This is a genomic window from Paraburkholderia ultramafica (assembly GCF_902859915.1).
Classification (GTDB): Bacteria; Pseudomonadota; Gammaproteobacteria; order Burkholderiales; family Burkholderiaceae; genus Paraburkholderia; species Paraburkholderia ultramafica.
In genome coordinates this window covers 50,753-63,372 of sequence record NZ_CADIKK010000028.1, presented here as the reverse complement: position 1 = coordinate 63,372, position 12,620 = coordinate 50,753, and the positions used below count along the sequence as shown (strand labels likewise).

General features: G+C 60.0%; 8 protein-coding genes and 3 pseudogenes. 7 read left to right on the top strand and 4 right to left on the bottom strand.

Going from position 1 to position 12,620, the window contains the following annotated elements:
- Positions 1-745 precede the first annotated feature (745 nt).
- Together HV744_RS25960 and HV744_RS25955 are read left to right on the top strand one after the other, a co-directional pair.
- The gene (locus HV744_RS25960; protein ID WP_175152233.1) at positions 746-3,532 is read left to right on the top strand and encodes a winged helix-turn-helix domain-containing protein; all 2,787 of its coding nucleotides are present in this window, start codon (positions 746-748) and stop codon (positions 3,530-3,532) included.
- A 77-nt stretch (positions 3,533-3,609) separates the two neighbouring features.
- Positions 3,610-4,395 carry an IclR family transcriptional regulator gene (locus HV744_RS25955; protein ID WP_246279196.1) on the top strand — a complete coding sequence of 262 codons (786 nt, stop codon included), beginning with the start codon at positions 3,610-3,612 and terminating at the stop codon, positions 4,393-4,395.
- A 46-nt stretch (positions 4,396-4,441) separates the two neighbouring features.
- On the opposite strand, the gene HV744_RS25950 is transcribed toward HV744_RS25955, so the two are convergent.
- Positions 4,442-5,335, bottom strand: coding sequence for a LysR family transcriptional regulator (locus HV744_RS25950; RefSeq protein ID WP_175152231.1), 894 nt, complete (start codon positions 5,333-5,335; stop codon positions 4,442-4,444).
- Positions 5,336-5,447: 112 nt separating this feature from the next.
- Here HV744_RS25950 and mdlC point away from each other — a divergent pair, with 112 nt between their 5' ends.
- The 5 genes and pseudogenes from mdlC (at position 5,448) to HV744_RS37630 (ending at position 10,648) form a co-directional block, all read left to right on the top strand.
- Entirely contained in the window at positions 5,448-7,025 is a 1,578-nt protein-coding gene (mdlC, locus tag HV744_RS25945; protein ID WP_175152230.1) for a benzoylformate decarboxylase, read from the top strand.
- Positions 7,026-7,047: 22 nt separating this feature from the next.
- Positions 7,048-8,235 (top strand): alpha-hydroxy-acid oxidizing protein, encoded by a 1,188-nt coding sequence (locus HV744_RS25940; protein ID WP_175152229.1) that lies wholly within the window; start codon positions 7,048-7,050, stop codon positions 8,233-8,235.
- Positions 8,232-9,311 carry an enolase C-terminal domain-like protein gene (locus HV744_RS25935; protein ID WP_175152228.1) on the top strand — a complete coding sequence of 360 codons (1,080 nt, stop codon included), beginning with the start codon at positions 8,232-8,234 and terminating at the stop codon, positions 9,309-9,311. The genes HV744_RS25940 and HV744_RS25935 overlap by 4 nt, the downstream gene beginning before the upstream one ends.
- A gap of 130 nt (positions 9,312-9,441) precedes the next feature.
- Positions 9,442-9,666, top strand: coding sequence for an aldehyde dehydrogenase family protein (locus tag HV744_RS37635; protein WP_246279195.1), 225 nt, complete (start codon positions 9,442-9,444; stop codon positions 9,664-9,666).
- Positions 9,666-10,648 (top strand): annotated as a pseudogene (locus HV744_RS37630) (aldehyde dehydrogenase family protein). The gene HV744_RS37635 and the pseudogene HV744_RS37630 overlap by 1 nt, the downstream one beginning before the upstream one ends.
- Positions 10,649-10,893: 245 nt before the next feature.
- Here HV744_RS37630 and HV744_RS37625 read toward each other — a convergent pair.
- From HV744_RS37625 to HV744_RS25910, 3 genes and pseudogenes are all read right to left on the bottom strand, one after another.
- Positions 10,894-11,700, bottom strand: a pseudogene (locus HV744_RS37625) (DUF6537 domain-containing protein); the annotation flags it as partial.
- A complete protein-coding gene (locus HV744_RS25915) occupies positions 11,697-12,185 on the bottom strand; it encodes an RNA-dependent RNA polymerase family protein (RefSeq protein WP_175152182.1) in 489 nt (162 codons plus the stop codon). The pseudogene HV744_RS37625 and the gene HV744_RS25915, both read right to left, overlap by 4 nt.
- Positions 12,181-12,490: pseudogene (locus HV744_RS25910) on the bottom strand (transposase); the annotation flags it as partial. The pseudogene HV744_RS25910 and the gene HV744_RS25915, both read right to left, overlap by 5 nt.
- Positions 12,491-12,620: the final 130 nt, after the last annotated feature.

Below are 12,620 nucleotides of genomic sequence, written 5' to 3'. Positions count from 1 at the left end.
ACAGACGCAATGATCCTTCGCAAGTGTTCATGTTCGGACTCCAATCCTGCTCGCCGTTCCCAACAGCTCATCCGGGGTTTGCTCATCGAGCATGAACACACCTCATCGTCGAAGTGAACTGTGCATCGCTCCGTCCCAAAGGCCAGGAGTTCTTCGTAAAACGCAGTCCTCTGCCGATTGCCCGTGCAGTAGTACAGTTGCCACGGTTTCCCGATGGATTCACAGCGCCTGATCATCGATATGATTGGCGTGATTCAGCGCAGTACCAGCTGCTCTTGACAAACATGACGTCTCCTTGGGGATAATCCGCCGTCGCGGGCTCAGTGGCGCGAACGACTTTGCTTATACGTATTCAGTCTACTGAGCGACGACGGAACAGCCGCCCTCCGCAAAGGCGGGTGGCGTATCAGAAGAAATACCTGGAAAATCCATGCTGCAATGCAGCATAAAACCGAGCTGGCTGACTTGCACTTGCCCCAAAGGATCCCCAAGACGCCGCAACAACGACCCATAAGTTAAGTACACTGAGGCTGCTGAGACGCGGTGTTTTCATACCATCGCGGCCCCGCACCCAACGACGTATGTTCGGCTCACCGCTCACGCTTGGGGCTCGCTCGCGTAGGCAGAATCGGAATTTTGAATAGGTCATTGAACTAACGTCGCATGGGGTAAGCCGGCGTGCGCGCATATTGATCGCCGAGACGAGGACTTCGCAAGAAAGTCTGGAAGTTCGATTGGAGAGGACATGACAGGAGCAATCCAAAACATCGCCTCGATAACCACCACCAAGCTTCGCCCTCCACGCCAGCGCCGGCAACTCCTTAAACGGGAACGGCTCATGCGCGACTTCGTGCGCAACGGCGACCGGCGCCTGGTACTAGTTACTGCGCCCGCTGGTTACGGCAAGAGCAGCTTACTTAGCCAGATCTATGAAAGCCTACTCACGCAACGGCACCGGGTCGCGTGGATCAACATCGATCGGGACGACAACGACCTCGTCCGGTTCTATCGTCATCTTTGGCAAGCGATGCACCTGTCTGGAGCGATGTCTGAGACACTCGAATCATCGATCGTCGGTCAGATTAATGGGATCACCTACCTGCCTTCCGTGACCGCGCTCAAGGAAGAGTTGTTGAACAAGCTGTCCGCGCTGCACGAGCGCCTCTTCATTTTCTTCGACGACTTCCACCTGATCGAGGAACCTGACGTACTTTCTCTTCTTGGTTCGATCTTGACGGCTTCGCTCGATAAGGTCCATATCGTCATCGCGTGTCGGCACATGTCGGCACAGCCGAATCTCCCTTTGGCGCGATTACGCGTGATTGGGGAGGTTTTCGAATTGTCGTCGAATGATCTCGCTTTCTCGGATGACGAAACCAAGGCATTTATCGACGCTACAGGAGGCCCAATCATATCGCCCGCCCAAGCCGAGCGTCTGCGGAAAAAAACGGAAGGCTGGGTAGCCAGCCTGCAAATGGCCGCGATTGCGATGCGCACGTCTGGCGACGTACAGTCCTTTCTTGACGAGTTCAGTGGCGCTGATCGAAATATCGAAGACTTCCTGATGGAAGAGGTCGTTCTACATCTTCCTCAAGAACTCCGTGAGTTTCTTCTTGCGACATCGATTCTTGAAAAATTCAACGCGGACTTGGCGGACTTCGTACTAAACAGACATGGAAGCCGCTTGATAATTGATTGTCTTGAATCCTTAAACCTTTTTCTGCTGTCACTCGATCGAGACAGAATTTGGTATCGATACCATCACCTGTTTGCCGAATTGCTTCAGAAACGACTCAACGAACGTCAACCAGAAAGCGCGATCGAATACCATCGAAGAGCTGCGAACTGGTTGGAGGCGCACGGCTATACGACCGACGCCATAGGGCACGCCTTCTCAATCGGCGATAACTTGCGCGCAGGACAGCTTCTCGACGCTGGCTGTACCGGATTGTTTGCAAGTGGCCAAACTGCAATACTGAAAACGTACGCTTCGAAATTGCCTGCTGAGATTGCCAATGCGCTACCGACACTTCAGCTGGAACTTGCATTTGAAAACAGCATCCTTTGGAATTTTGCCGAGGCTAAGCAGAGCCTCGAGCGTGTTCGCCAGCTGCTATACAGCGGCCCCCAGTGCGCAGCAGAAGAAGATGGACGTGACGACATACTGAACGAACATAGTCTGCTCATCAAACTTGAGCACCGAGAGGTGATGCTCAAGGTTATCACCGACGATCTAGTGGGTGCCCTTCGTGCCGGCTCCGTATGGAACGAAAGGTTCGGTGAATGCGATCTGTTCATGAATGGTTCCGTGGCGATAGCAATGATCATCTGCAGGCGGGAAAGCTACGATTGTGAACTTACGCTCGCAGAAGCTGAAACGATTCGACAACAGTTGATAGCGGCAGGTGCAAGGTATGGCAATGTTTTTCTGGACACCGTCATGGGTGGAACCTCGTTCATGTGCGGTGATTTATCGGCCGCCGAACGTTCGCTACGCGAAGCCAAGCGGCTCGCTGATAAGATTCTGGGCGAGCGTTCGACGCTATCGTCCATGCCAGGCGTTCAGCTAGCACAAGTTCTCTACGAGGAGGATCGCCTTGAAGAGGCTCAGCAGCTTATTGACGAGTGCAACGAGACTTCCCCCGCATTCGGTGTCGTTGACTCCGTCATCGCCCGACACTTGACGACGGCGAGCCTTGCTCGCACCCGGAGAAACTTCTCCGATGCTCATGCAGCTCTGGACGTCGCGACGCACATCGCCGACCGATATACGTTGCCTCGGGTACACGCACACGTTCTCGCGGAGCGAATTAGACTGCTCATTTCAGACGGCCAATATCGCGAGGCCGAGCGCATAAGCTTAAGCAGAAGATATGCCGAAGGACTACGAACCGTCTCTCCTAGTGGTCAAGTAGACACGACAAAGGAGCAGTTTGCTATCGCCCACATCCGACTCGCCTGCGAACGTGGCGAACTTGCAGACAGCATCAATCTATTGCGCCGTTGGATTGCGTGGACACGCGATCGTCGCTGCTACCGTTCAAGTATCCGCCTGCTGCCCCTGCTAACTCGCCTTTACGTTCGCGCCGGCGAGTCGAACGCGGCGCGACGCTCGCTGACAGAAGCACTGTATCTTGGAAGCTCCGGGCCCTTCATTCGCAGCATCATCGACGAAGGAATAGTCGTCTCCGAACTGCTAGAGGAACTGCTAAGTAACACGGCCTCTACAGAGTCGCTGCCCGCGGACTACACGAACGTCATTGCGCGCGCAGCCGGGATCGATCCACGGTCCTCGCGTGTTTCAGATACCCCCTCTCCGCCAACTACTGAACAGAGCGGCGCCCTTTCTGAAAGGGAAATTGAGATCCTGCGCCTGACGGCGCGTAGCCTTGACACCGGGGAAATAGCGGAAACGCTTGGGCTGGCGGATAGCACCGTCAAATGGTACTGGAGGAAGCTTTTCGAAAAGTTCGGCGTTCATCGCCGCGCGGCTGTCGTGCGACTTGCTCGTCAGCGTGGGTTAATACCGTAGAGCGCTAGCGCTGCTTTCGTTAGGCTGATGCTCAAACCAAGGCTGACGCCCGCGCCGCGCGGGACCGCCGGCAACGCGTGCAGTCGGCGTCCATCGGGATGCTGGTACTCAAGGAACTGGCCGCCCTTGGGGGACGTGCGACGCTGACCGCCCTCGCCGCCCATCTGCGCGAGAACCCGGCGAAAGTTCATCGCTATCTGGCGAGCCTGATGGAAGACTCTTTCGTCACTCAGGGCCAGGGGACGCAGCAGTACTGCCTGGGACCCCAGTGCATTTCCATCGGTCTGGCAGCCATGCGCATCGCCGACCCCATTCGCTCGTCCGAACCGTCGTTGGTGCGCTTACGCGAGAACCTGGAAGTGACGTGCTTTGTTGCGGTAATGGGCAATCGCGGACCGACGATCATGCGCTTCGAGGAGCCGGGGTTGCCCGTCACGGTGAACGTTCGCGCAGGCCCGGTCATGTCGATGCTCTGGTCCGCGACAGGACGGCTCTTTCTTGCCTTGCTCGATGAGTCGCGAGTTCGAAAACTTGCAGAAGAGGAACTCGCGCATGCCCCCGCCGAGTTACGTGCACAGCTCGATTCGGGCGATCCGATAGGACACTTGCAGCGCGCGGTAGGCGCAAAAGGCTGTGCAACGGTCAAAGACACGAATCTGAGGGGAATCAGCGCAGTCGCCGCGCCCCTTTTCGATGCCAGCGGTCACCTTTGCGCGTCGCTCACTGCGCTGGGGACGACAGGTGGGTTCGACTCCTCGCTTGACGGTCCGATTGCGACCGCCTTGCGCAAGGAAGCCGAAACCATCAGCACCGCACTCGGGTTTGTGCCGAATCACGAAAGCGCATTTTCGGGTTGCGTCTGATATTGGGTTACTACGATCGTGAATAACGCGGGCATGCCGAGCCCGCTCAGACACCGCTCAACGTACGCGCGATCGTGTCGCAAAACCATTGCTGGGCGGCCGAGTCTTCCGTGTGCGGATACCAATACAAATTGACCTCGAAGGTCGGCGTCGGAAACGGTAGTGGCAAGACGCGCATCCTGCCGTCGCTTGCGAACGCGCGCGCGATGCGGGTTGGCAGCGTCAGCAGCAGATCGGTCGACTCGATCACCGCCACCAGGCTCGTGAAGTGCGGCACCCGCAGAGAAATCCGCCGCGTCAGCCCCATCTCCGACAGCACGTCCTCGACGAGGTGGTGACCGGTAAACGGCGCCACGACCACATGATTGGCCGACACGTAGTCATCGAGCAGCAGGGCGTCGCGGATTGACGGGTGCGACGCGCTGAGCAGGCACGAATAGCTTTCGGTGAACAGCGTCCTCTTGCGCGTCTGGCCCCCGACGGACCGCAGGTTTCCGACTGCCGCATCGACGCTGCCGGTTTGCAGCCATCCGGCGATACGCTCACTGTCGAGTTGCGCGATCTCCAAACCGACCGACGGCGCACTCGCCTGCAATTCGCGCACGAGCGGAGGCAAGAACTGCAGTTCACCCACGTCGGATAACGCGAGACGGAAACTGCGGCTCGATTGCCGCGGGTCGAACTGCCGCGTCGCCACAATGGCCGCATCTATATCGTCGAGAGCCCGCTTGAATGCATCGAACAGTTGAGTCGCGTTGAATGTCGGCACCATGCCGCCACGCGTGCGCGCAAACAACGGATCCTGCAGCAGATCGCGCAGCCGGTTCAACGAGTAACTCACCGACGGCTGCGTAATGTTCAGCCGCTTCGCCGCAGCACTCACGCTGCGCGTCTCGTAGATGGCGACAAATGTTCGGATCAGGTTCAAGTCGGTTGTCATGGCCGGCGTCAAAATATAGATAACATCTATTTTCTCAACAAAAAAACGATGATTGGATTTATTTTGCACCAACTCCTAGGATGAGCGCATTGCATTAACTCAAGGATTTGCAATGACGACTGTTCACCAGGCATGCCACGACATTCTTCGCGAGCAAGGCTTGACCACCATCTTCGGCAATCCGGGTTCGAACGAACTGCCGTTCCTAAAGAACTTTCCGGCCGATTTCCGTTACATCCTCGGCCTTCATGAGGGAGCGGTCGTCGGCATGGCCGACGGCTTCGCGCAGGCGACGGGGCGGCCCGTGCTCGTGAACCTGCACTCGGCCGCCGGCACCGGCAACGCCATGGGCGCACTCGCGAACGCATGGAACTCGCATACGCCGCTCGTCGTCACTGCCGGCCAGCAGGTGCGTGCGATGGTCGGCGTCGAAGCGTTGTTGACCAACACCGAAGCGGCCAGTCTCCCGCGTCCGCTCGTCAAGTGGAGCAGCGAGCCGGCCAGCGCGCAGGATGTGCCGCTCGCACTCTCCCGCGCGATTCACACGGCGGCGACGCCCGCCGCCGGGCCCGTCTACCTGTCCGTACCGTACGACGACTGGCAGCGGGAAGCCGGGCCGGGCGTCGAGCATCTCGCGCGCCGCCGCGTCGAGCTCGCGGGGCAGCCCTCCGCCCAGATGCTGGCAGCGCTCGCGAACGCGCTCGAGCAGGCAAAGGATCCGGTGCTGGTCGTCGGGCCCGACGTCGATGCCGTCAATGCAAACCGCTTTGCCGTCGAGTTCGCCGAGAAGCTCGCGATGCCGGTGTGGATGGCACCTTCGGCACCGCGCTGCGCGTTCCCGACCACCCATCCGTGCTTTCGCGGGCTGCTCCCCGCAAGCATCGCGGGTATCAGCAGGCTGCTCGACGGCCATGACCTGATTCTGGTCGTCGGTGCACCGGTGTTCCGCTATCACCAGTACGAGCCAGGCGACTATCTTCCCAAAGGTGCCCGGCTGATCTCGATCACGTGCGACATCAACGAAGCGGCGCGCGCGCCGATGGGCGACGCCGTCATTGCTGATATCGCCGCCACGTTGCGCGTATTGAGCGAAATCGTGTCGCCCAGTCCGCGGCCGATCCCCAACACGCTATCGCGTCCCGACCACGCGCCCGAATTGCCCGGCCCACTCGCGCCCGAGCGTGTGTTCGATATCCTCGACACCGTCGCGCCGCGCGACGCGATCTACGTGAACGAATCGACGTCGACCACCAACCTCCTGTGGCAACGGCTCCGCATGACCGAGCCGGGCAGCTATTACTTCGCCGCTGCGGGCGGACTGGGGTTCGCGCTGCCCGCGGCCGTCGGCATCCAGCTCGCGAAGCCTGAACGGCGGGTCATCGGCGTGATCGGCGACGGATCTGCCAACTATGGAATCCAAGCACTCTGGACCGCGGCGCAATACGGCATTCCCGCAATCTTCATCATCATGAAGAACGGCACGTACGGCGCGTTGCGCTGGTTCGCCGGCGTCCTGCAGGTCGACGACGTGCCGGGCCTCGACGTTCCGGGGCTCGACTTTTGCGCGCTCGCGCGCGGCTACGGCGTCGATGCGCTGCCCGCGAACTCCGCTGCGTCGCTGAAGGCGGCGCTCGAGCAGGCGCTTGCCGGCGACAAGCCGTTCCTCATCGAAGTCGAAACGCGCGCTTGAGCGCATGTGGAAGGAGACGGAGATGAGCCAGCCTGTCAATGTCGCGGAATTCCGTGCACTTGCACGGAAGCGTCTCCCGCGAATCGTGTTCGACTATCTGGACGGCGGCGCGGAGGACGAAATCGGTCTGCACCACAACCGCCGCGTTTTCGATGATGTGAAGTTTCAGCCTCGCCGTCTCGTCGACGTCAGCCGGCGCGATATCCGGACGTCACTCTTCGGCAAGGCGCTGTCAGCGCCATTCGTCATCGCGCCGACTGGCCTCAACGGCATCCTGTGGCCCGACGGCGACCTGGCGCTCGCGCGAGCGGCTGGAAACTTTGGCATTCCATTTGCGCTGTCGACCGCATCAACCGCGTCGATCGAGGACGTCGCCAGGGCCGCGACCGGCGAGATCTGGTTCCAGCTCTACGTCGTCCACCGCAGGCTCGCGGAAACGCTGGTGAAGCGCGCGCTCGCCGCCGGCTACACGACGCTGATTCTGACCACCGACGTCGGCGTCAACGGCAAGCGTGAACGCGACCTGCGCAACGGCTTCGGAATGCCGATGCGGTACAGCCCGCGCACGCTGCTCGACGGCATACTGCACCCTCGCTGGTCGCTCGACCTCGTGCGGCATGGGATGCCGCAGCTCGCGAACTTCGCGAGCACCGATGCCAAGGATACCGAACTTCAGGCCGCGCTGATGAGCCGGCAGATGGACGCAAGCTTTTCGTGGGAAGGGCTGCAATGGCTGCGCGATCTTTGGCCGCACCGGCTGCTCGTCAAAGGCATCAGCCGGGCCGACGACGCTGAGCGCTGCGTCGCGCTGGGCGCTGACGGCGTGATCCTGTCGAACCACGGCGGACGCCAGCTCGACAGCGCGGTCGCACCGTTCGAAGCGCTTAGCGCGACAGCGTCGCGGATTGCGGCGCCCGTGCTGATCGACAGCGGCATTCGTCGCGGCGGCGACGTCGTGAAGGCCATCGCGATGGGTGCGAAAGCGGTACTGCTCGGCCGCGCAACGCTGTATGGCCTCGCCGCCGACGGTGAGCGCGGTGTCGAAGCTGTATTGTCGATGTTGAAGAGCGAGATCGACACCACGCTCGCGCAGATCGGCTGCCCCGACATCGGCCAACTATCGCGGGACTTCCTCTGGCCGCACGGGCCAAACGCAGATGACGGCGCATCTGCGCCCTCGCCGCTCACTCAACTTTTCGAGGCACCATGACCGACATCCGCATCACCGGCCTGCGCGCGCGGGCCGTCAACATTCCACTGCAATATCCAGTCAAGACCGCAGTCGGCACGGTGGCGACGTCGCCGCTCGTGCTGATAGACTTGCAGACGAATGCGAACTTCATCGGCACATCCTACCTCTTCACGTACACGCCGCTTGCGCTCAAGTCGGTGCAGCGGATGGTCGAAGAACTCTCGGCGGTCGTCAAAGACATGCCACTTGCGCCCTTCGCAATCGACCAACTTATGCTGTCCCGATTCCGCCTGATCGGCCATACGGGCATCGTCCGCATGGCGACGGCTGGCATCGACATGGCCATTTGGGACGCTCAGGCGAAATTGCACAATTTGCCGCTCGTCGAACTCCTCGGTGGCACGGCACGGCCACTGGCTGCGTACGACAGCCACAGCATGGATGATGTCCAGCTCGCGCAAAAGCGCGCGGCCGATGCGGTCGCGTCTGGTTTCACTGCGATCAAGACGAAGATCGGCTACCCGACCCTAGAGCACGACATCAAGGTTGTCCGGGCCATTCGCGAAGCGGTCGGCGATGCCGTACAGATCATGGTCGACTACAACCAGGGGCTGACGGTGCCCGAAGCCATACAGCGCGGAAAGGCACTCGAATGGGAAGGCGTTGCGTGGATCGAGGAGCCGACGCTGCAGCACGACTACGTGGGACATTCGGCCATTCGCGACGCATTGCAGATTCCCGTTCAGCTAGGCGAAAACTGGTTCGGTCCCGAGGAAATGACTAAAGCGATCGCGGCACGCGCTTGCGATCTGTGCATGCCCGACTTGATGAAGATTGGCGGCGTGAGCGGATGGCTGCGGGCAAGCGCTCTGGCCGAGCAATATGGCCTGCCGATGTCCAGCCACATCTTTCAGGAATTCAGCGCGCATCTGCTGGCGGTCAGCCCGACGTGCCACTGGCTCGAACGCATGGATCTCGCCGGACCGATCGTCGAGCCCACTCTGCAATTCAAGGACGGCAACGCGCATTTCGGGGATGCGCCCGGCGCGGGAATCATCTGGCGGGAGAAAGAGGTCGACCGTTTCCTGGTCTGATCGTCGTCCCCGTGGACGAACGCAGGTGTATCACGCTGATTCGCGCGAATGTTCTTGGAGACAGACAACGAATGAATGACAACAAGCAAAGGCGGCATGGGAACTGCACGCGACGTATGAGCAGCTGCAAATGGCCGCCGCGATGCCAACGCAACCGGATGGTGCGCTGTTCCCGTCGGCGCTGCCCGGTCGAATGGACTTGTGCCGACAGTTCCCGATTGGCGTAGTCGGCGTGATCGCACCGCGGAATTTCCCGATTCTTCTCGCGATGCGCTCGGTTGTGCCGGCCCTCGCCTTCTGCAACGCGGCCATCCTGAAACCGGACCCGCAAAGCGCCGTGGCGGGTGGCTCTTGATGCTGGCTCAGGTGGGGGAAGATGCGGTCTTGCCGGCTGGCGTCCTTCACGTGGTCCCCGATGGTCCGGCGACTGGCAATGCCCTTGTGCTCCAACCGAAGGTCGGCATGATTTCGTTTAGGGGCTCGACGGTGGTTGGCCCATCGATGGGCCAGATTTGCGAACAGATGCTGAAGAAAGTCTCACTGGAGCTCGGCTGCAACAACGCAATCGTCGTACTGGACGATGGGTATGTCGATGCGGCGCGTGGGGTGCCTTTATGCATCAAGGACAAGTTTGTATGCAGACAGGCTGGCACCTCGTGCGTCGCTCGCTGGCCAATGTCTATGCATTGAAACTCGCCGAACGTGCGCAAAAACTGCTTGTGGGCAATCCGTACAAGGAACACGTGCACTTCGGGCCGCTCACTAATCAGAAGCAACGCAACAGGATCGACGACATCGTCATGAAGACCCTTGCGTCCGGCGCGACACTTGTGGCGGGAGGACGATTCGAAAAGCTTTTCTATCAACCAACGATCTTGACTCACGTGACGGCGGACATGCCCGCGTTCATGGAGGATATCTTCGGGCTCGTCGCGCCTGTTACGGTGTTCGCCGACGATGTCGAAGCGGTGGCGCTCGTCAATGCGTCGGATTGCGGTCTTGCGGCCGCTGTGCACACGCGGTCACTGTCGCGCGGGTTCGCACTGTCATCGCAAATTCGGGCAGAAATGGTGCATTTGAACGACCAGATGGTCAACAACGAATTCCACGTGCCCGTCGGAGGAATGGGGTCAGCCGGAAACGGCGGACCCGCGAACGTCCACGAATTTACTCAGACCCAATGGATCAGCGCTCTCGACAAGCCGATGGCATACCCGTTTTCGACTATGGAGTACTCGAAGCCGTGGCCCGTCTGCGACCGGTTGCGGCCACGCACGAGCGTAACGATCGGGAAGGCCTCGTCAATATCACCGCTTCGCCGCAATCGCATGACTTAGTAGTGGATTCAAATGCAAGTCGCCGCAGGTAACAGACCGACGCACCGGAAATGCACCACAACCAGCCAGACCTCGCCTCCAGCATCAACCCTTCGATCCACAACTCAAGCAAGTGGTTGAAAGACACACAGTATTGCTGATACGCGCAGTGGCGACGGGATCACATCCGGAAAAGTGGCTTTCGCGCCGCCCGTGAAACGTCGGGGTCTCTATGCTTGTTGATCCTGTGACGTGATTTCCATCGCTCAGGCCAGCGCGTGGCGGATGAGCGCCGCGCGCAATGTGTTCCCGTGCTCGTCCGCAAGCACGGCATCACGCAGTTCGCGCAGGGTCGCGGGTGCGAGCCGTGCACCGGCGTTCGTCACGGGCGCCATGACGGCCTGGTAGTTTTGCACGCCGCGCTTGTGTGTGTCACTGTACCCTTTCACGATGCGCTGGCATTGCGCGACTTCTGTTGCAAGCGCCGGATTATGCTGCGCCGACTCAACGATCTGCGCCAGCCATGCCACGATGCGCGCGTTCTCGAGTTCGTAACGTAGCGTGCGCCTGCGCATACCTCGCAGACTCGCGACAAAGTACAGTAGCAGATAGCCTCGCAGCGAACTCGTCTGCACGACGCGCCCTGACTGCGCAAAGCGGCGCACGAACCTGTGCACCCAATGTGGCTTCGCGAGCCAGCGGCCGAGTCCGGCAGGTAGTGCCTCGCAGATCTCCTCGATGCGAGGATGCATAAACTCGTTGATCGCGAGCAGTTGACCCGGTTACACGGACACTTCGCCACGTACCCGCGCAAAACGCGAACCGCGCGTCTTGAGATCGGCGACGCGGATCGTGTCCTCATACGACATCCACAGCGCAAGATGGCGCGCCGTTTCCCGCAGCAACGTCGCACCGGCCTCGGGCAGCACGTCCTGCAGACGTGCCAAGCGATCCAGATAGCACGCGGCATACGCCGAGTCCTGGTAGTCGACGAGACGACGCACGCCTTCGATCGCAATTAACTGGACCTCAGAAGGCAGTTCCCACATCACACGCTCGACGAGATGCGCTATATTCTCGTGAAGGCAACCCATGGCATGGAGCGTTCGTTCGACCTGCGCGACAACCACTTGCGCCAGATGCGTGCGACCTGATACGGCAGGCTCGCCAGGCGCTCATAGTTCCCGCTGATGCCAAAGTAGGCATAGTGCCCCTTGAGCATCCGACTCAGGCGCTGGTGCTGATCGCGAAGCGGCCGGTTCCGCATAGCGCGGCAGACACGGCTGATTACTTTGAGTGTACGCGCGACGCGAATTTTGGCGGTCAACTGCCGCACCATGGCCCTGCCCTTCTCCGAGGTCACCCACACGTGGGTGAACCCGAGGAAGTTGAAGGTCGTAGCCAACGGCTCCTGATGATCGCCTTGGCCGGATTGAGGTTGGAAGCGGAAATCAATCATCTGGGTTTTGTCCGGATGTAGTTCCAGTCCATACTTGCCCAGTCGCTTTCCCAGCACCCGCAAGACACGCTCCGCATCGTCCTTGTGCGCGAGTATCACGACAAATGTTCACTGCCTGCCTCTTCAGCGCGGGCGGGGCCACTTTCTTACAGCAATGTCCTGCAGGATCGCCTTGTCCAGGCCGAGCTCAGCAACCAGCTTCTTGAGCCGCGCATTCTCGTCCTGTAACTGCTTCAGTTCGCGGAGCTGGTTCGATTCCAGTCCCGCATACTGCTTCTTCCACTGGTAAAAACTTCTGCTCGGAGATCCCCAGCTGACGCTGCAGATCCGCCACTGGCAAGCAGGCGGAACTGTGATTTGAGCACGGCCACGATCTGCTCCGCCGGGTACCGTTTGCGTTTCATCGCCAACCTCCCTCAAAAGGGAAACGCGCGTCGAAACACTAACACTCATTTCTGTCCAGGATTTTTGTAGCAGTTCAGCCCCGATCGCTCCGCAAGTTCGTGCAGTTGCATTGCGCGCGTTGACGCAGAC

Bases quoted from the DNA above. Each gene is read 5' to 3' on its own strand.
- HV744_RS25960 (WP_175152233.1), top strand. From the start codon at position 746: ATGACAGGAGCAATCCAAAACATCGCCTCGATAACCACCACCAAGCTT.
- HV744_RS25950 (WP_175152231.1), bottom strand. From the start codon at position 5,335: ATGACAACCGACTTGAACCTGATCCGAACATTTGTCGCCATCTACGAG.
- mdlC (WP_175152230.1), top strand. From the start codon at position 5,448: ATGACGACTGTTCACCAGGCATGCCACGACATTCTTCGCGAGCAAGGC.
- HV744_RS25940 (WP_175152229.1), top strand. From the start codon at position 7,048: ATGAGCCAGCCTGTCAATGTCGCGGAATTCCGTGCACTTGCACGGAAG.
- HV744_RS25935 (WP_175152228.1), top strand. From the start codon at position 8,232: ATGACCGACATCCGCATCACCGGCCTGCGCGCGCGGGCCGTCAACATT.
- HV744_RS37635 (WP_246279195.1), top strand. From the start codon at position 9,442: ATGGCCGCCGCGATGCCAACGCAACCGGATGGTGCGCTGTTCCCGTCG.